We start from the raw sequence: 16,956 nt of genomic DNA on the forward strand, positions 1-16,956 counted from the left end.
TCTTTGGCATTGACTTGGCTAACGCCAAAAAAAAGTTTCATTAAAATCCAATCTTTTAAAAGCATAACAGGCAGTTTTTTATATATAAATGGAATTGATCTTAGTAAATACCAGCTGTAACTTAAGCTTTCGTCCCAATAAAGAAAGAAGGTAAATATATTTGAATTTTATGCACCTTGACGGGTTTAAACTACATTAAACGCCCCAAGTTCTATAATGAAACGTAAGTAAAATGTAAATTGAAAGAAGGAATACCTATGAAAGTAAATATTTCAGGTCACCATGTAGAAGTCAGTAACGGCGTTAAAGAACATGTAGAGCAAAAATTAGCGAAACTCGCTAGTCATTTCCCCTCTCTTATCTCAATAGATAGCATTATTACCAAAGAGCATGGCGAGTATCAGGTTGAATTAGTTACAAATTATGAAAACACACGTATCGCCACATCTGGCAATGACAAAGTTATGTATCCTGCCATAGCCAAAGCAGCCAAAAAACTTGATGCAGCCCTAAGCCACCGTAAAGGACAAGTAAAAGGCGATTTACACAAAAAACCTGAAACCGATGCACCAGAAATAGCAGTAGATATAATCCAAGGTATGGAACTTCGGTAACGAATTTCTCCGATAGCTTCTGCGGAAGCTATCGATTTTATCGCTGTTTCATAGCCAACGATAAACACTTATAACGCCATCCAGTACAGCTAAACCGTTTTTATTTTTCTGATTCTTCATCCTCTTCAAATGCCCCTTCTTCACTGGCTAACATTAACGCTATCCAATGGGTTTCTTGGCTCGACTCCAGAGCAATTTTAACAATCATCGTTAATGGGACGGACAATAACATGCCCACTGTACCAAGTAACCACCCCCAGAAGATTAACGATAAAAAGACGACCAGCGTTGATAAACCTAGGCCACGGCCCATGTATTTAGGTTCAACCACATTGCCCATTACCATATTTGACACTACAAAACCTAATGCAGTTAACCCCGCTGTTGGCATGCCTAGTTGAACCGATGCGAGTAAAACAGCGGGCACCGCCGCAATAATCGAGCCGATATTTGGAATATAATTTAATAAAAAAGCCAACACCGACCACAATAAGAAATGATCCACGCCTAAGAAATACAACCAAATACCAATGATCAACCCGGTGCCTAAACTGACTAACGTTTTTATGGCTAAATAATTCTTCACTGAAACTAAGAACTTGTCGATTTGCGCCATTTTCATACTAGGGTCATCTAACGCGATATGAATTTTCTTTGGGATCGACTCTGCTTCAAATAACATGAAAACCACTATCAACAAAATCAATAAGAAGTTGGTTAACACACCACCTAAACTAGATAACACATTTGTCGCCATATTCATGGCTGCACCGGGATCTAAATAAGACAATAACTGTTCTTTATTTACACTGATATTAAATCTATCTAACTGACCAATTACCCACGAAAATTGTGCTACAAGCTGTTCTCGATACTTGGGTAAATTCTGACTGAACTCGTTCATCGATTGACCGACCAATCCGGCTAAGATCAAGCCAAATAAGACAATCAACAAAATCACCAATATTACAGCCAAAGCACGTGGTAATTTATATTGATTAGCCAAGGTGATAATTGGACTACAAGCCATGGCAATAAAAACCGATAATAAAAATGGCACAACAATCGCACTAGCGGCCTTGATCCCCGCCAGAATGATCACGATTGAGGCCAACACTAATAGAGCTTTCACCGACGCTTGAAATTTGATTTGCATAATACAATTCTGAATGAATACCTTGTGCGCAAACTAACAGATCTGTGTCGTGTTTTATAGCGCTGAATGGAAAGAAACACTAAGCAATTGCATGACGCTCAAATCCACCACTGTGTTCTGTTATGTATTGTCGTCTTCCGCTTTAGGTGTCCGTTGTAGAAGCTAAGATAGGCGATTGCTCGACACGCTCAGGCAGTGGCGTTTTGCTGATTCGAAATGTTTATCTTATCTTGCACTACACAATAGACTACAATCCCACAAGACTTTTTATCTTTTTATTTTACAAGGATTGCAGTTGAATATACTTATCACAGGGGGATCTGGGCTTATTGGCTCTAATCTTATACCTTTACTCAGACCATCTGATGTTGCAGTTTATACACGGAATGTAGCCATGGCAGAAAAAGTGCTCGGTTATAAAATACACTTTATTTCAAATTTAGATTTATTAGAAAACCTAAATGCGTTTGATGTGGTGATCAATCTAGCTGGAGAACCCATAGCCGACAAAAAGTGGAGCGCAGAACAAAAAGATATCATTCAGCAAAGTCGTTGGTCTGTAACCGAAAAAATAGTGACATTGATTAAAGCCAGTGAACAACCACCAGAAGTATTCATTAGTGGCTCAGCTATTGGCTACTACGGCCGTCAAGATGATACAGTAATTGATGAGTCCTTCACTGCTGTACATGACGAATTCAGTCATCGATTATGTGAACGCTGGGAAAATATTGCCAGACAAGCTGGCTCAACCAACACCAGAGTTTGTATTTTGCGCACCGGTATCGTTATCAGCAAACGAGGTGGCGCATTAAATAAAATGTTAACCCCGTTTAAACTTGGATTAGGTGGCCCAGTAGGGAATGGGCAGCAATACATGTCCTGGATCCACCTCGAAGATATGCTGCACGGAATAGTACACCTTATCAATACGCCAAGTTGCGAGGGATTTATAATTTTACCGCCCCGACCCCAGTAACCAACGCAGAATTCAGCAAACAACTGGCTGCTGAGCTACATCGCCCCTGTATGTTTAAAATGCCAGCAAGCGTATTGAAAATGTTGATGGGAGAGATGTCTGATTTATTGATTTATGGACAACGAGTGGTTCCCAAAAGACTAATTGAAAGTGGCTATCAATTTATCTATCCAGAGTTATCGCAAGTATTTAACTGCGTACGTAAAAAACGTTAAAGCCTAAAAGAAGGACAGATATATAACCTCTGCCCTTCTCATATTTTCACTACTCATAATGCAACGAGCACGCTGCTTGTTTAGGCTCTATTCTACTATTAAACCATTTGCCTTAGTAAATGACTGGTATTTAACGACAATAATCGCCAGCAACCTAGCGCCCCTAAAATACCAACAACAATAGCTCCTGCCACAGGAGCTATGCCCCAATATAGCCAATGCCAACCAGCTTGCATTTGAAAGACTTGGGTTTGCAACATATACAACGTTAGTTCGTTAGCCAAAGCCGCCATAAGACCAGCGACTACACCAATAATGACAAACTCAAATACTACACTCGCGCGTATTAACCTTCCCTTAGCCCCCAAGGTACGTAATATGGCCAGCTCTTGCTGTCGCTCATCCATACTGGCCTGCACTTGAGCAATCAATACCAAAGAACCAGCTGCCAGTACCAATACTAAAATGAACTCTACCGCTAATGATACCTGCTCTACTATTGAGCGTAATTGATTAATCCGAGCATCAACATCAATCAACGTCACATTGGCAAAAGGCTGCATCAGTTTTGTCACATCATATTTACGCTCTGAAGGTAAGTTAAAGCTAGAAATATAAGTCGGAGTAAAGTGCTGTAAAGCTCTAGGTTCTATCACAAAATAAAAGTTAGGTTGCATAGATTGCCAATACACATCTCTAAAGCTGGTGACTGTTGTAGTGACCATTTCGCTGCCGATATTAAAGGTCAGTTCATCTCCCAACTCAATTCCGATACGTTCTGCTAAGCCTTCTTCAACCGAAACTTGATACGGCGTAGGATCATCATCACTTAATGGATTATCACCAAACCACTTCCCAGCAACCACCTCGGACCCTTTTTGTAGTTCGTTACCCCACGTTAAATTCGCTTCACGACCTAAGCCTCTGCGACTATTATTTTGCTCATCAGGATCATCTTTTGAAGCCGTGGTACGTACTTTTTCACCATTAATAGAGGCAAAGCGCCCACGTACAATAGGAAAGAACCTCTTCACTTCAACATTATTTTCGGCAAAATGCTTGGCTAGCGCAGGTTGCTGAGCTTGACTGATGTTAACCATAAAATAGTTTGGTGTACCCTCAGGCAATTGCTCTTGCCATTGCTTCACCATATCATTGCGCATAACCAACACCACGAGTAACAACATAATGGTCACTGCAAAACTGATCAGCTGCACACTATTATCCATCGCTCGTCGATGAATACGCGCCCAAGCCAACTGCCATGCGCCCATTTTCCCCTGACCCAATTTACGACCAACCCAAATTAAGCCATAGGTCACAAGTAACAGCCCAACAATCAATGCCACGCCAGAAGCAAATAAGATGGCACTAATTCTTAGATCTTGGCTATAAGCCCACATTAAAGAGAATATTGCACCGCCAGAAGCAACAAACTGAATCACTCTTGAACTTAGATTTGCATCTAAGTCACGTCTTAATACACGTAGAGGAGACACCGAAAACAACTTCAACAAAGGGTACAAGGAAAACAGTACCGCACACACTGTGCCAGTAAAAATCGCTATAATTAAAGGTCGCCAATGCCAAACATTTATAGCCACATCCACTTTGTCGGCAATAGCTTGCACCACTAAATGTTGAATGACAAAGCCCAGTATGGCTCCAATTGTGATGCCTAAAGCAGTAATAAATAAAATCTGTAACAGATATATGTTCTGCACCATACGTTTTGTGGCGCCTAATGTTTTTAGAATAGCCACAGGATCATAATGCCTTTGGCTATAGCGCTGTGCAGCGACAGCGATAGATACCGCAGCCAACACAATGGCCAATAAACTAGCGAGTAAAAAGTATTGCCCTGCTCGCCCCACCGAGCGCCCGATAGCAGAATTGTCGTCTTCTACCGAATCCCAATCATGAATTTCTAAGTCTAACTGCGGTTTGAGCCAATCGTAATAGTCTTCTAAGTCAGCACTTTCACCAGTGAAAAAGTAACTATAACCAATGCGACTTCCCGGTCCTTCAATATTAGTAGCGGCGAGATCTGCTCGGGGATCAACACTTTGGGATCTCCACCAAACACATTGAACCCAGCATCTGGTACTTCACTCAGTACCTTGCTTACCGTGAAAACTTTGTCGCCCACTTCAATTTGATCGCCAATCTTAATCGCCAGCGTTTGAAATAGCTGTGATTCAACCCAAGCCTCACCAGCAGCAGGCAACAACTTAGTTGCCTCACCTGTAGTAAAGGGTTTATCAGCAATCTTTACCTGACCTTTTAACGGATAGCCACTGTCTGCAGCCCGTAAATCAACTAAGTCCATTTGGTCATTAGCGAATACCATAGAGCGCGCATAAACCTGATGCGCGGTATTTAGCCCCATGGATTTAGCCTGCTCTATCCAAGCCAAATCCACTGGTTTATCAGCATCTAACACTCTGTCTGCAGCAATAAACTCGGCACTTTTGTCACTCAAAGCTTGTTTAAGACGCTCACTAAATAAAGACAAAGACAGTACAGACGCCACAGACAAAATAATGGCTAACAAAATAATCGTTAATTCACCACGTTTGGTTTCGTGTCGAAACAGTCTCCAAGCCAAACTAAAAGTATGATTTGTCATGTTTTACCCTACTTGCGCCGCAATGTCTGACACTGTACTAGAACTAGCAGATATTTCTGTTAACACGCCCGCTTGCATGTGCAACTGACGCTCACATTGATTAGCTAGCGTTTGATCATGGGTGACTAATACCAGTGTGGTATTAGAATTTTGATTCAGTTCAAATAATAACTTTTCAATTTTGTCGCTGTTCGCTGCATCTAAGTTCCCCGTGGGTTCATCTGCAAATAAAATCTTCGGCTGAGAAATAAAGGCTCTAGCTATCGCTACCCTTTGTTGTTCACCACCAGATAATTGATTAGGGTAATGACCGGCTCGGTGATCTAGGCCCACCTGTTTTAAAATTTCCAACGCCCTTTGCTTGGCATCATCATGGCCGGCTATTTCAGCTGGCAACATAATATTCTCGATAGCGGTCAGACTTTGCACCAACATAAAACTCTGAAAGATAAAGCCTACTTTCGCACCGCGCAATTGTGCTCTTTGTTCTTCATCCATAGCGTGCATAGCTTGACCATCCAAGTAAATCTCGCCCTCGCTGACCTCATCCAAACCCGCTAATAAACTTAATAACGTAGATTTTCCAGAGCCTGATGCGCCAACTATGGCCACAGATTCCCCCGCCTTGACATCAAAGCTGATTGGTTGGAGGATCTTTAATTCACCTTGTGTCGTATTTACTGTTTTACTGATACCCTTTGTACTAATCATATTATCTGGAGTCATAGTGTTGTTTCTTATTGCCAAGTCGTTACGAACTAAATTTTATCTATTACTGTTTTTTATACCCTTGTTAATGATTTCAGATCACTTACAAGCCAAACAAAAAACGTTGCTTATTCTAGGTGATAGCCTATCTGCAGCCTATGGTCTAACGCAAGAGCAAGGTTGGGTAAGTTTGTTACAAGATGCGTGGAAATCCCAGCCTATTGATGTCATTAACGCTGCTATCAGTGGCGAAACCACAGACGGCGCGCTTGCTCGATTACCAAGATTGCTAGCACAACATCAGCCCAGCCATATTTTAATTGAGTTAGGCGGTAATGACGGCCTACAAGGACACTCAGTTACCAAAATGAAAGACAATTTAACGGCCATCATCAAATTATCAAAACAGAATGACACCACTGTATTGTTACAGCAAATGCAGATCCCCACTAATTATGGCAAACGATACACTAGTATGTTTTCTAATACCTATGCACAATTGGCCAAAGAACACGCAGTTGAGTTGTTACCTTTTTTCTTAGAAAACATAGCCTTAAATAAAGAACTGATGCAAAAAGATGGCATCCACCCCAACGCTGAAGCGCAAATTCTGATAGCAAGAGACATGCAGCAAAGGTTGGAGCCCTTAATATTTCCCTAGCCGAATAATAAATAAACAACTAGTATCAGGGATACAGATTTCACTTTCGAAGGAGTTGAAGTATGGACGTAGGTTCCGCAGGCGCTGGCTCGGTTACGCAAAATGTGCCAACTCAAACCGGTTCACAACCACAAGTGGTGCAAGCCGAGCAGCAACAAGAAACACTAAATGTTAATTCTACTAGTGAAAATGCCCCTCAAGCAGGAGAAAGAGTAGGTTCGCAAATCAACATTAGTGTCTAAGATTACTGTACTATTTTAAGAAAGCCCGAATACGCTAGCATTCGGGCTTTTTTATGCTTGCCCATAACTTTCCATTTGTAGCTATTATAGATTCATGTTAATTTCATGTTTCCAATGATAACAATTTACAATTTTATATTTTCTAAATAGGAAGAAATTATGGTGCACCCTAAAGTTTTACTGCTTTTAAGCAGTTTGCTATTGCTGAATGCCCACAGCTATGCAGCAAATTCAGACGCTAAACGACAGGTATTTCCTCACAAGATGCCTGAGCAAAAACCAGACTTTCCTCTAAGCGCCGCAATGGATCGTATGTTTGACTACCCAGCCCCTCGCGCACAAGACAACGAATTATTCACTCAATTCAGATATACCAGACCAATAGGCTTTGACTACAACGGAGGTGACGGTACTATTTCACGTCGTGACCCTACTCGACCTATTCTAGTGGATGGCACCTATTATGTTTGGTACACCAAACGCCATACAAAAACCCCGCCAATAGGCTCCCAAAATGCCGCCCAAGCGACAGACGAAATCCCTTCAACCGACTGGGATTTAGCCGATTTATGGTATGCCACCAGTAAAGATGGCTTTACTTGGCAAGAACAAGGTGTCGCTGTACCAAGACCAGCTAAACCTCATCCCGGATCACGCTCAGTGGCCACCCCAGACATTCTAGTATGGGAAGGTAAATATTATTTGTACTATCAAGCCTTCGACGAACCAAGCGGCTTAAAAGGGGATTTATGCGTGGTCACAGCCTCGGTTGCAGACTCACCCGATGGTCCTTGGACCCCTGTTCATAAAACTATAGTAGGCCCCGGTCCTAAAGGTGATTGGGATCAAAATCTAATTCATGACCCCATGCCCATTGTTTACAAAGGAAAAATACACCTCTACTTTAAAGCCACCTACAATAAATGGCCCGACAACCGTAAAAACTATGCAGTAGCACATGGCTTAGCAATAGCCGACCACCCACTCGGCCCATTTAAAAAACACCCGCTAAATCCTATATCGAATTCAGGCCATGAAGCCATGTACTTCCCCTATAAAGAAGGCGTAGCCACCGTTATCACCACAGATGGTAATGAACGCAATACCGTTCAATATGCTGAAGATGGAGTTAATTTTAATATAGCTTCGGTGATCTCATTGCCTCCCCATGCTGGTGCTCCTTTCACCCCCGATGCGTTTACCAATACCCCTATGGTCGAGGAATTTCATGGGGTATGAACTTTTTCTATGAAGGAGGAAAAGGTAAGCGTTATTCGGTATTGAGTCGCTTTGACGCAGACCTAAGCCTAGATGTGAACGAGCCAGAATTGAAGCAAAGTTGGATGGGCTTAAATTCTCATTTCTACTTTACTCGAGGATTAAACAAGGAACAAAAACAAAGAGCTATCCAGCGCGCTATTAAGCAATAAGTTAGTGTAAAATACTGATATCAAATTACCTCATGTTATAAAGAGAAAAAGTTATCAATACTGACGTTAATATTTATTTTAGGTTTTTGAGCCTAGATAAATTCCAAGCTTATACCTTACCCCGTGAAATACCGGGGTCTTTATTTCACTTAGATGAAAACAAAAACTATTATGTTGGTGAAGTACCTATTAACCAAGACACCTTCGAAGATATTAATAATTTTTATGTGCGCCAAAGAATTAATATCGACACCTGCGATATTCTTGTATCAGTTAACTCAAATCAAAAGCAAGGAATTGTCAGCGCTCCAACTATAGTCAATCGCATGTTGAAATATCTAGATTGTAAAGTAAGCTTTTCCTATACCGTCAGTTAGAGAAAAAGCGGTATAAGCTACTGGTGCAACTTGGGCACGTTTAACCTTTAGTAAGTGGCAAGGCACAGGACGGGATTTTTTAGTCGGTAATACTGACCAGTACTCGAACATACCAGCAAACGATTTAGCCACCCTAATTCAAGTTTTAGATGATGCTCATTTAGCCAGAATAACATTAGTATTAACCCCACTTAGTATTCCATGCTCTCGTTTTTCGCAACACAATAATGGAATATATGACGACAAACTTTTTACCGATAAAACCTATTGGCAGCAGGCAGTAAAATTTTGGCAAGACTTAGCAAATGAGCTCAAAGCTCATCCGGCAATTGTGGCTTACAATTTATTAAATGAACCTGTAGCTGAATTCAAAGCTGGCCAGTTTTATTATTTAATGGAACAAGGAAAAGGTGTTCAATTAAAACGTTCCCCCCATCCCTTATTCGATATAATTACCTAACATATGAAACCTAACATAAATTTAAAATGAGTCCATTCGCTATGACTAAATTATTTCACTTAATATTCCTCTTTTTAATAGGTAATTTACTGTTAATCCCCCAAAGCCAGGGCAAGAAATGAAACCCATAAAGTCGCTGCCAAAATCAGGTAAAACCATTGCATTAACTTTTGACGATGGCATTGTGCCAGTAATCCATGAACAAATGCTTGATATTCTTAAACAAGAACAAGTACCGGCTACTTTCTTCTTAATTGGCAATAACACCAATGAAAAGCAACTGATTACCCGGGCGATAAAAGAAGGACATGAAATTGGCAATCATTCAATGAGTCACCCAGTACTCCCCTCTTTATCAGATACGCAAATATTTGAAGAGATCCAAGGTTTTCAGACTATTATGCAAAAGCAATATAATTATCAGACAAGAGTGTTTCGCGCCCCCAAACTGCGCTACGACACAAGAGTGATGAGAGTATTAACCGAATTAAATTTAGTGCCAGTGAATGCAACTGTAGGTACCAAAGACTATGCAGCAGAAACCACTAGAGAATACATTCTCAAAACAGCAACCCAATCACCTAAATTGACAGATGGTTCAATCATACTGTTACATGAAGTACAAAAAACAGCTGACGTTTTGCCAGCCATCATCAAATACTATAAACAAGCAGGCTATACCTTTATGACCGTGTCACAAATGCTGGCTAGTGAAAGCTATTAAGATCCGTAGGAACATTAACTACAATTAGCACAGTTATTGTTTCTAGCATTTAAAGGCAGTTTATCTTTTTTGAATACAACAGTAGCAAGTATGATGGATTGAATAGTTTCATATGACTTTTTTATTGTAGATAATTAAAGCCGTTGGGATAAATGTAAATTAATTTTAGACGCCGATTATTCAGATTCATTTACGGCTAAAGGGCAAGTCACATCAGACTCGCCCTATCAATCAGATTTATTGACTAACACCCAAATAGTCTTTAGCATTTGGCACCCAAGTTCGATTGTATTTTTGCACTCCCACGTATTCAAAAAAGTTAACCTTACCTTGAGGATCTAACAGCTTGCCCCTTTTATTCAGGGCTGCTGGTGAAGTATCTGGCCATTTACCAGACTTAATACGTTCAATAACCACGTCAATACTGACTAACAACTCTGCCAAACTATAAGTGCAATGACCCCATCTATTAACGTAGGCGGTACGGAAAAAGTCAGCGTAACCATTTTTCTTCACTAGCTCTTCGTAACCTTGGATCAAACTGGCATAAACTAATCCATCACCAGCCGTATTCATGCGCAACATGGGCACTTTAGGCTTACCAATATGAGTTCGCCCTGAGCGCTCCACCACTTAATGGCTTCAGGATCTGCTGATATTCTCTCAAAGGCGTTAATCGCGGCTAAATCATCAGTTAAGCTAACCGGTGAACTTTGATAAAGCGCTTCAACCGCATTTTTATATAGCTTAACCCCATTTTGATAAGACTCTCTATAATCAACACCAAGATTAGATTTTAACTGTCCCGGCGCAGCAAGCTCTAGCATAGTAGTGCCGCCCGTTCCTTTCATTGGGATTAAGCGAACTATGCTTTGATACATACTATTTTGTAAGGCCTCGACATCAGTAGGATCAGGTTTTGCCACTGGCGCTTCACCTTTTCCGCCCCATGCAGGCCATTGACCTATAGTGATAGCTAATGCAATTCTTGCTCGCCCTTCTGGTGTTTGTTGAGCATCATCAATTGCTTTATCCATTTTTTTCCTAAAGCATCTAATTGTTCGTTGGTATAAGAGCCAAGATCAGCAATGGGCAAGTCATTGGCAATAAGCGCCTTTAACACAAACATACCATCTAAATGAGAATTAGCTAACCAGTGACTCGTTGAAGCACACATAGCAATCGCCCCATCAATTCTATCGGGGTGAATCTCAGCCATAGCTAAGGTCACTGTGCCACCGCCCGAACAGCCCATTTGAATGGTAGTCTTAGGCTTACCAAAGGCGTCATCAAAAATATCAAAAATGGTAATAAAATCATGAACCTCATGGGCGGGATCATAATTTTTAAAGCGCCCTTTACGACGTTTAGTACCAGACAAAGCATATCCATGTTCGAGTAAATACATATTCCGCTGAGCATCAGCGGCTTTTATGTAATCAAAATCATTGATCAAAATTCCATTCCAGTTTTCAGGAACGCGGATCATATACTCAGTTTTTCGAATAGGCAGCTCACCTTTTATTTCTTTGAATTTAACGGCTAATTCAGCAGCCGTAGCTGGCTTTGTCAAAAGCCCAGCCAACACTCCCATGGTAATGATAAAAATTATATTTACTATTTTCATGCTAATCCTTAATTTTGCCGAAACTTACTTTTACATAACTACACTTTTTAATAGATGAACGACAAAAAGCAGGTACGGATGATGAATCATCAGCTTCTGCTGCTTATGCCTGTCATAATCAAATCGTAAAATGCAGTTAGTCAATTACCACTTTTTCAACTTTTTTCGCTTTTTCTACTAATTCTTGGTGTAAGTCTTTGTAAAAATTCAACCGCACTTTTTGGTACTGTCCCGCATCCAACAAAACATTATTGGTATTTTCATTGTTCCAGAGCATTCCAAAGCTTGGCTAATTCTTTACGTTTTGCTGGGTTATTTTTAAGAATGTTTGTTGTTTCGTATGGATCGTTCTCCATATCATAAAGCTCAATACCTTGATCCTTAGCATTCATCAGATATTTGGCATCAACCGTGCGCACAGCCCACTGCTTGGCTTCTCGTCGCCAAAATAAAGCAGCATGAGGAGAGCCTTGTTTATCCCCATTTAAATAAGGTATTAAGTTTTTACCTTCAAGCTTATGACCAGATGTATCTCCATTCCCCACAGCCGCAGTGGCAGCAATATCCAGTGATGACACTAAACCATTGAATTCACCCGATTTTTTAATCCCAGCAGGCCAGTGCACAATAAATGGCACGTGTGACCCGCCTTCTACGCATACTGCCTTTGCCATCGCGAAACTTACCACTGTCACTAAATAACTTACCTTTTCTTTTCTTTTTGTAATCCATGCCGGCTAGAGGCGCAGCAGCACCATTATCAGACAGAAAGAAAATCATGGTATTGTCGAACTTACCTGAAGCTTTTAACGAGTCCACCACCATACCTATTCCCCTGTCCATTTCATCAACCATAGCAGCATATATTTGACGGCTTTTGTTTTTAATATGACTATATTTCTTGATGGTTTCTGCAGGTGCTTCTAAAGGCAAATGCGGTGCGTTATAGGCTAAATAAAGCATAAAGGGGTTGTCAGCTTGTGCAACAAACTTAGCGGCGTCGCGACTTAATTGAGTGGTTAAATACTCAGTAAACTCAGCGCTGTTGTCATTGCGTTGCAATGGCCAAATGCTGCCCTCGTTGGCAGAATAGTGAGTTTCACTAGGATTTTTTTCAGACCATAGCGGTGTGGTGGTTGTGACATTTTTGGGGAAATAGGTATGCCCACCAGCTAGAAATCCAAAGAAATAATCAAACCCACGATTATGCGGATGATATTTTTGATTGCCTCCTAAATGCCATTTACCGATTATTCCTGTTTTATAGCCTGCTTTTTGCAATCGCGTAGCAAAAGTTTGCTCAGTTAAAGGCAGACCACTAAATTCGTCATAAAAAGAGTTAGTGACGTTAATCTCCATACCAAACCGAGCTTGATATCGCCCAGTGATTAGTCCGGCACGTGATGGTCCACATACTGGATGAGTAACGTAACCATTATTCATCTTCACGCCATTATTCGCTAACGCATCAAGGTTTGGCGTGAAAATATCTTTTGCCCCAGTAAAGCCTAAATCGGCATAACCTAAATCGTCAGCCATAATGACTAAAATGTTAGGCCGAGTATCGGTTGCAGCAAAACTCACACCACCATGTAACGTGGTTAAGCATAAAGCGAATAAAACGACAGTCTTGAAATTACACACAACCAAATTCCTATATAAAATTCAATAATCAAATATAAAACATAATAATCAACTATCAATACTATTTACATTCCTTTACATTGTGTCCACCTTAAATAATCAACCAACGCTGGAGTGATGATGCAACTCGGTATTAACTTTTTGTTGTGGACAACTCACGTGGCAGAACAACATTTCCATTTATTTCCACTACTCAAAAAGGCTGGTTTTGATGGAATAGAAATCCCTCTTACCATTGGCAATACTGCTCACTATCAAAAAATACAACAAGCATTAGCAGATGAAGGCTTAGCCTGCACAACTACTTCCAATTGTTCGCCCGACAAAAATCTTATCTCAGCAAACGCTAACGTCAGGCAAGCTGGCCTAGACCATTTAAAATGGGCGATTGATTGTAGTCAGGCTTTAGGCAGTCAAATATTAGGAGGGCCAATTCATTCCTCCCCGGCGTATTTACCGGCGTAGGTGCCAGTACGCAAGAACAGGACTGGTGTATTGAAAACCTGATTAAAGCAGCCAGTGACGCAAAACAGGCAAATGTCACCTTATGCCTAGAATTTTTGAACCGTTTCGAATGCTATTTAGTCAATACTACGGGGCAAAGCAAGTACATTGTTGACCAAGTTAATAGCCCTTTTATAGGTATTCACTACGACACTCACCATGCTCATTTAGAAGAATCGAACCTCAAACTTGCTATTCAAGACGCCGGTAATCGCATTAAGCATGTGCATTTTTCCGAAAGTCACAGAGGCATGCTGGGACAGGGACTAGTGGATTGGCAATCCAATGTACAAGGGCTTCAAGCCATTCAGTATGACGGCTGGATAACCATTGAAGCTTTTACTAACAAAGTAGACGGACTCGCCAGTGCATTGCATGTCACTCGACCACTAATTGAAAATGAGCTAGATTGTGCCATATCAGGCGCAGCCTTTATCCGCAATTTGTTAGCATAAAAAGCGATAACGACGCTGACAATTATCGCTATTTTGCTAGTTACTCAACCACTTAAAGAAAGTAGTTTTCAATGGTCTACATGAGCACTAGGCGTAGCGTCGGCGTCAATATCGCCCATCGCATACTGAATACCCGCTAAATAGTGATTCAACATAAGCGGATTAAAATAAATATCATCTCGGTGTCCTAGGCTGGTATAAAATACTCGGCCTTTGCCCACTTCATGGATCCAAGAAATAGCGTAATCATTGTCTTCACGTTCTGGTTTACGTTTAGGCGTATCACTTTTAGATGGGTCTAACGTTAATAAAATTCTCAACTTTTCTCGTGAATAAGGTACATCTTTAAATTGATAAATTTCATCCTTTAAACTAAAACTCTTCATTTTTTTAAATACAGGAGCAATAACTCCATTATCGCTATCTACCACGTTAACGGTAACCGTCATGTTTGACGTCCACGGATGACTAGTAAAAAAACCACCAATAGTCTCACCGTAACCAGCATGAGAATAACAAGCGTCGGTAGCAGCATGAATACCCACTAGCCCCCCACCATTTTTGACGTAATCGATTAGATTATCAACTAAACGGACGTGTCTAGTTTGTAACGCTTGCCATTGCTCGTCGGTAAACTGATCCCGTTGCGAGGCCTTCTTGAATGAAACAGGCATAAAAAAGTCACCTGTAGTATTAAGCAAAACTACGCTATCAAATTGCTTTAAGCCCTGTGGAGTAAAATTGGCGGGGTCATCACTTACCACAGCTGTGTAAGCGTGAGTGGCTAAACCAAGCTTTTCTAAGGCCACTTTACCTACCGGAATAGAACCATGTCTGTATCCGCTGGTTGCACTGTAAATCAACACCTTACGTTTGGCTTTTGCCGGAGCAATAGGTTTATCAGGTAAGGCGGCGTTAATTGCTGCTAGCTTGTCTTGTGACAATGGTTCAGATTTAAAATTTGGCTGCCAGTTAATGTCTGAGGCCGAAACGACAGGGGCTACACAAATCAGTAATACACTTACGAATTGGTTAAATTTCATTCTTTATTCCGTGTTAAGAGGCTAAAAATCATAGGCCGAACAAGCACCCATTATTCATTTTTTTTAATCTACGGCAATAGCTTAACGCGACATTAAGGAGATTTGGGTTCAGCCTATGGCCGAACCACGATTTCTAGTAATGTGGGCCTTTATACAACAACACCAACTGATGGCAAGGGTGGTTCCCTTGCACATTATGTAAGCTTGTAAATTCAGCTGACACTATCACCCGGCTCCACTAGGCTGCTATTGCTCTCGTATAGGGGCGACTAGTTTAAAGCTGTATTATTCTGTTGTTGATTTATCTGTAAACTGTCCAACAAATACTGTTTGGCATCAGCACGCAATTTTGATTGCTCAACTAACGACAATAGTTCGGCCGTCTCTAATTGTTGGCTTTGATAAGACAAACTCATTTCACTAATTAGATTCGCCTCGAACAAGGTGGCTATAGCTGGCTCAAGCTGATCCAAATTTTCTAAATCTTCAATTTGCCCTTGCACCGCATTGACGATCAAAGACGGCATATTCCAAATTTTCATCAGTTCCACACTTAAGCGCATAGACTTTTCACTTAGAAACTTTTTAAACACTAAAGAGTCTTGCTTAAAATCGGGGTTAATTGTTTTGAAAGCCTCCACCATAAATTGAAAAATAACCACCTTTCCTAAATCATGCATCAAGCCAATTGTATAGGCAGCATCTGCGTTTTCATTGCGTTTAGCGGCCAACGCTTTAGAAACGGTTGCAACATCTTGACTGTGCAGCCAAATTTTTTCACCGAAGGTTTTAAAATAAATAGGCTTTTGTTGGCAGAGCTGCTTTATAAAGCGATTTAAAACATATTCTTTAATATCGTTAGCGCCCATAAACATGAAGGCTTGTTGTAGGTTGGTAATGTCTTTATTCCCGCGTTTATAGGCTGGGCTATTCGCTTTTTTCATTAATTCTGTGGCTATGCTCGGCTCTTTTTCAACCACTTTAATAAAGGCATCTAGGTTGAAGTCAGGATCATTCAGCAAGTTAGTTAAAGCAATCACCGACTGCGGCAACACGGGAAAATGCGTCAGTACGCTCTGTGGGGATTTAAGCGCATGATTAACCCTAGTTAAAATATATTGTTCGATTGGATTAAGCGTAATGCTGGCTTGGGAAGGCCCAAGTAAATAATCATAGAATAAAAAATCCAATCGATTTAAGGAGGTAACACTAATTGTAATGGTACGAGTAGGCGTGGGAATATCAATACTTTCGGTTGCTTGTGGGTTGTGCTTACCACTGTCCTTAGGTGCTTCTACTTTGTCGGTTGCGACAAAATGAGTATTGGCTGCATTTCCTTCGCTGAGCTTGTTTTCTTTGTGTTGCGTTTTAGCTGGACTGTTGCGCCTAAAAAGGCGGGATATTAGTTTCTCAAACATAGTTCACATTTTTGCAACTGGTTTGAAACCTAAAATACCCCATCATCCATCTCAAGTATATACCCTATTT

19 protein-coding genes and 2 pseudogenes are annotated in these 16,956 nt (G+C 40.8%); 10 read left to right on the forward strand and 11 right to left on the reverse strand.

All coding sequences use genetic code 11. The features are described from left to right. The first annotated feature begins 257 nt into the window (after nt 1-257). Complete coding sequence (gene hpf, locus RS130_RS20275; RefSeq protein ID WP_316027428.1) at nt 258-614, forward strand: ribosome hibernation-promoting factor, HPF/YfiA family; 357 nt, start codon at nt 258-260, stop codon at nt 612-614. 100 nt (nt 615-714) lie between these two features. Here hpf and RS130_RS20280 read toward each other — a convergent pair whose 3' ends face one another. Continuing rightward, a complete protein-coding gene (locus RS130_RS20280) occupies nt 715-1,770 on the reverse strand; it encodes an AI-2E family transporter (protein ID WP_316027429.1) in 1,056 nt (351 codons plus the stop codon). Between the two features lie 295 nt (nt 1,771-2,065). Between RS130_RS20280 and RS130_RS20285 the strand changes: the two are divergent. Then, a pseudogene (locus RS130_RS20285) lies at nt 2,066-2,964 on the forward strand (TIGR01777 family oxidoreductase). Between the two features lie 98 nt (nt 2,965-3,062). Here the strand turns inward: RS130_RS20285 and RS130_RS20290 are convergent. Continuing rightward, nucleotides 3,063-5,593: pseudogene (locus RS130_RS20290) on the reverse strand (ABC transporter permease). 3 nt (nt 5,594-5,596) lie between these two features. Then, entirely contained in the window at nt 5,597-6,304 is a 708-nt protein-coding gene (locus RS130_RS20295; protein WP_316028108.1) for an ABC transporter ATP-binding protein, read from the reverse strand. Nucleotides 6,305-6,389: 85 nt separating this feature from the next. On the opposite strand from RS130_RS20295, the gene RS130_RS20300 reads away from it, so the two are divergent. From RS130_RS20300 to RS130_RS20325, 6 genes are all read left to right on the forward strand, one after another. Next, a complete protein-coding gene (locus RS130_RS20300) occupies nt 6,390-6,962 on the forward strand; it encodes an arylesterase (protein ID WP_428982879.1) in 573 nt (190 codons plus the stop codon). A 62-nt stretch (nt 6,963-7,024) separates the two neighbouring features. Continuing rightward, nucleotides 7,025-7,204: a hypothetical protein gene (locus RS130_RS20305; RefSeq protein WP_316027431.1), complete on the forward strand. Its 180-nt coding sequence runs from the start codon at nt 7,025-7,027 to the stop codon at nt 7,202-7,204. Between the two features lie 159 nt (nt 7,205-7,363). Then, nucleotides 7,364-8,443 carry a glycoside hydrolase family 117 protein gene (locus RS130_RS20310; protein WP_316027432.1) on the forward strand — a complete coding sequence of 360 codons (1,080 nt, stop codon included), beginning with the start codon at nt 7,364-7,366 and terminating at the stop codon, nt 8,441-8,443. Next, entirely contained in the window at nt 8,440-8,634 is a 195-nt protein-coding gene (locus RS130_RS20315; protein WP_316027433.1) for a hypothetical protein, read from the forward strand. The genes RS130_RS20310 and RS130_RS20315 overlap by 4 nt, the downstream gene beginning before the upstream one ends. Before the next feature lie 86 nt (nt 8,635-8,720). Further along, nucleotides 8,721-9,011: a hypothetical protein gene (locus tag RS130_RS20320; RefSeq protein ID WP_316027434.1), complete on the forward strand. Its 291-nt coding sequence runs from the start codon at nt 8,721-8,723 to the stop codon at nt 9,009-9,011. Nucleotides 9,012-9,589: 578 nt separating this feature from the next. Next, the gene (locus RS130_RS20325) at nt 9,590-10,195 is read left to right on the forward strand and encodes a polysaccharide deacetylase family protein (RefSeq protein ID WP_316027435.1); all 606 of its coding nucleotides are present in this window, start codon (nt 9,590-9,592) and stop codon (nt 10,193-10,195) included. Nucleotides 10,196-10,432: 237 nt separating this feature from the next. On the opposite strand, the gene RS130_RS20330 is transcribed toward RS130_RS20325, so the two are convergent. The 6 genes from RS130_RS20330 to RS130_RS20355 all read right to left on the reverse strand — a co-directional run bounded on the left by RS130_RS20330 (nt 10,433) and on the right by RS130_RS20355 (nt 13,466). Continuing rightward, nucleotides 10,433-10,780 carry a hypothetical protein gene (locus tag RS130_RS20330; RefSeq protein ID WP_316027436.1) on the reverse strand — a complete coding sequence of 116 codons (348 nt, stop codon included), beginning with the start codon at nt 10,778-10,780 and terminating at the stop codon, nt 10,433-10,435. Continuing rightward, nucleotides 10,768-11,232, reverse strand: a complete 465-nt coding sequence (locus tag RS130_RS20335; protein ID WP_316027437.1) for a hypothetical protein — start codon at nt 11,230-11,232, stop codon at nt 10,768-10,770. The genes RS130_RS20330 and RS130_RS20335 overlap by 13 nt, the downstream gene beginning before the upstream one ends. Further along, entirely contained in the window at nt 11,172-11,822 is a 651-nt protein-coding gene (locus tag RS130_RS20340; RefSeq protein ID WP_316027438.1) for an alpha/beta fold hydrolase, read from the reverse strand. Before RS130_RS20340 ends, RS130_RS20335 begins: the two co-directional genes overlap by 61 nt. Before the next feature lie 136 nt (nt 11,823-11,958). After that, nucleotides 11,959-12,099 (reverse strand): hypothetical protein, encoded by a 141-nt coding sequence (locus tag RS130_RS20345; protein ID WP_316027439.1) that lies wholly within the window; start codon nt 12,097-12,099, stop codon nt 11,959-11,961. Then, complete coding sequence (locus tag RS130_RS20350) at nt 12,083-12,460, reverse strand: sulfatase/phosphatase domain-containing protein (RefSeq protein WP_316027440.1); 378 nt, start codon at nt 12,458-12,460, stop codon at nt 12,083-12,085. The genes RS130_RS20345 and RS130_RS20350 overlap by 17 nt, the downstream gene beginning before the upstream one ends. Beyond that, nucleotides 12,426-13,466 carry a sulfatase-like hydrolase/transferase gene (locus RS130_RS20355; RefSeq protein WP_316027441.1) on the reverse strand — a complete coding sequence of 347 codons (1,041 nt, stop codon included), beginning with the start codon at nt 13,464-13,466 and terminating at the stop codon, nt 12,426-12,428. Before RS130_RS20355 ends, RS130_RS20350 begins: the two co-directional genes overlap by 35 nt. 117 nt (nt 13,467-13,583) lie before the next feature. Between RS130_RS20355 and RS130_RS20360 the strand changes: the two genes are divergently transcribed. Both RS130_RS20360 and RS130_RS20365 read left to right on the forward strand, forming a co-directional pair. Beyond that, on the forward strand, nt 13,584-13,931 hold the full coding sequence (locus RS130_RS20360; protein ID WP_316027442.1) for a sugar phosphate isomerase/epimerase family protein: 348 nt from the start codon (nt 13,584-13,586) through the stop codon (nt 13,929-13,931). Beyond that, nucleotides 13,886-14,425 carry a sugar phosphate isomerase/epimerase family protein gene (locus tag RS130_RS20365; RefSeq protein WP_346433350.1) on the forward strand — a complete coding sequence of 180 codons (540 nt, stop codon included), beginning with the start codon at nt 13,886-13,888 and terminating at the stop codon, nt 14,423-14,425. The genes RS130_RS20360 and RS130_RS20365 overlap by 46 nt, the downstream gene beginning before the upstream one ends. A 68-nt stretch (nt 14,426-14,493) precedes the next feature. Here RS130_RS20365 and RS130_RS20370 read toward each other — a convergent pair whose 3' ends face one another. Beyond that, nucleotides 14,494-15,468 carry a ThuA domain-containing protein gene (locus tag RS130_RS20370; protein WP_316027443.1) on the reverse strand — a complete coding sequence of 325 codons (975 nt, stop codon included), beginning with the start codon at nt 15,466-15,468 and terminating at the stop codon, nt 14,494-14,496. Nucleotides 15,469-15,737: 269 nt separating this feature from the next. Beyond that, complete coding sequence (locus RS130_RS20375; RefSeq protein ID WP_316027444.1) at nt 15,738-16,886, reverse strand: HDOD domain-containing protein; 1,149 nt, start codon at nt 16,884-16,886, stop codon at nt 15,738-15,740. Between the last annotated feature and the right edge of the window lie 70 nt (nt 16,887-16,956).

Source organism: Paraglaciecola aquimarina (genome assembly GCF_032464635.1).
Classification (GTDB): Bacteria; Pseudomonadota; Gammaproteobacteria; order Enterobacterales; family Alteromonadaceae; genus Paraglaciecola; species Paraglaciecola aquimarina.

Bases quoted from the DNA above. Each gene is read 5' to 3' on its own strand.
- hpf (WP_316027428.1), top strand. From the start codon at position 258: ATGAAAGTAAATATTTCAGGTCACCATGTAGAAGTCAGTAACGGCGTT.
- RS130_RS20300 (WP_428982879.1), top strand. From the start codon at position 6,390: ATGATTTCAGATCACTTACAAGCCAAACAAAAAACGTTGCTTATTCTA.
- RS130_RS20375 (WP_316027444.1), bottom strand. From the start codon at position 16,886: ATGTTTGAGAAACTAATATCCCGCCTTTTTAGGCGCAACAGTCCAGCT.
- RS130_RS20370 (WP_316027443.1), bottom strand. From the start codon at position 15,468: ATGAAATTTAACCAATTCGTAAGTGTATTACTGATTTGTGTAGCCCCT.
- RS130_RS20345 (WP_316027439.1), bottom strand. From the start codon at position 12,099: ATGCTCTGGAACAATGAAAATACCAATAATGTTTTGTTGGATGCGGGA.
- RS130_RS20280 (WP_316027429.1), bottom strand. From the start codon at position 1,770: ATGCAAATCAAATTTCAAGCGTCGGTGAAAGCTCTATTAGTGTTGGCC.
- RS130_RS20315 (WP_316027433.1), top strand. From the start codon at position 8,440: ATGAACTTTTTCTATGAAGGAGGAAAAGGTAAGCGTTATTCGGTATTG.
- RS130_RS20305 (WP_316027431.1), top strand. From the start codon at position 7,025: ATGGACGTAGGTTCCGCAGGCGCTGGCTCGGTTACGCAAAATGTGCCA.
- RS130_RS20335 (WP_316027437.1), bottom strand. From the start codon at position 11,232: ATGGATAAAGCAATTGATGATGCTCAACAAACACCAGAAGGGCGAGCA.
- RS130_RS20360 (WP_316027442.1), top strand. From the start codon at position 13,584: ATGATGCAACTCGGTATTAACTTTTTGTTGTGGACAACTCACGTGGCA.
- RS130_RS20340 (WP_316027438.1), bottom strand. From the start codon at position 11,822: ATGAAAATAGTAAATATAATTTTTATCATTACCATGGGAGTGTTGGCT.
- RS130_RS20330 (WP_316027436.1), bottom strand. From the start codon at position 10,780: ATGTTGCGCATGAATACGGCTGGTGATGGATTAGTTTATGCCAGTTTG.
- RS130_RS20310 (WP_316027432.1), top strand. From the start codon at position 7,364: ATGGTGCACCCTAAAGTTTTACTGCTTTTAAGCAGTTTGCTATTGCTG.
- RS130_RS20325 (WP_316027435.1), top strand. From the start codon at position 9,590: ATGAAACCCATAAAGTCGCTGCCAAAATCAGGTAAAACCATTGCATTA.
- RS130_RS20295 (WP_316028108.1), bottom strand. From the start codon at position 6,304: ATGATTAGTACAAAGGGTATCAGTAAAACAGTAAATACGACACAAGGT.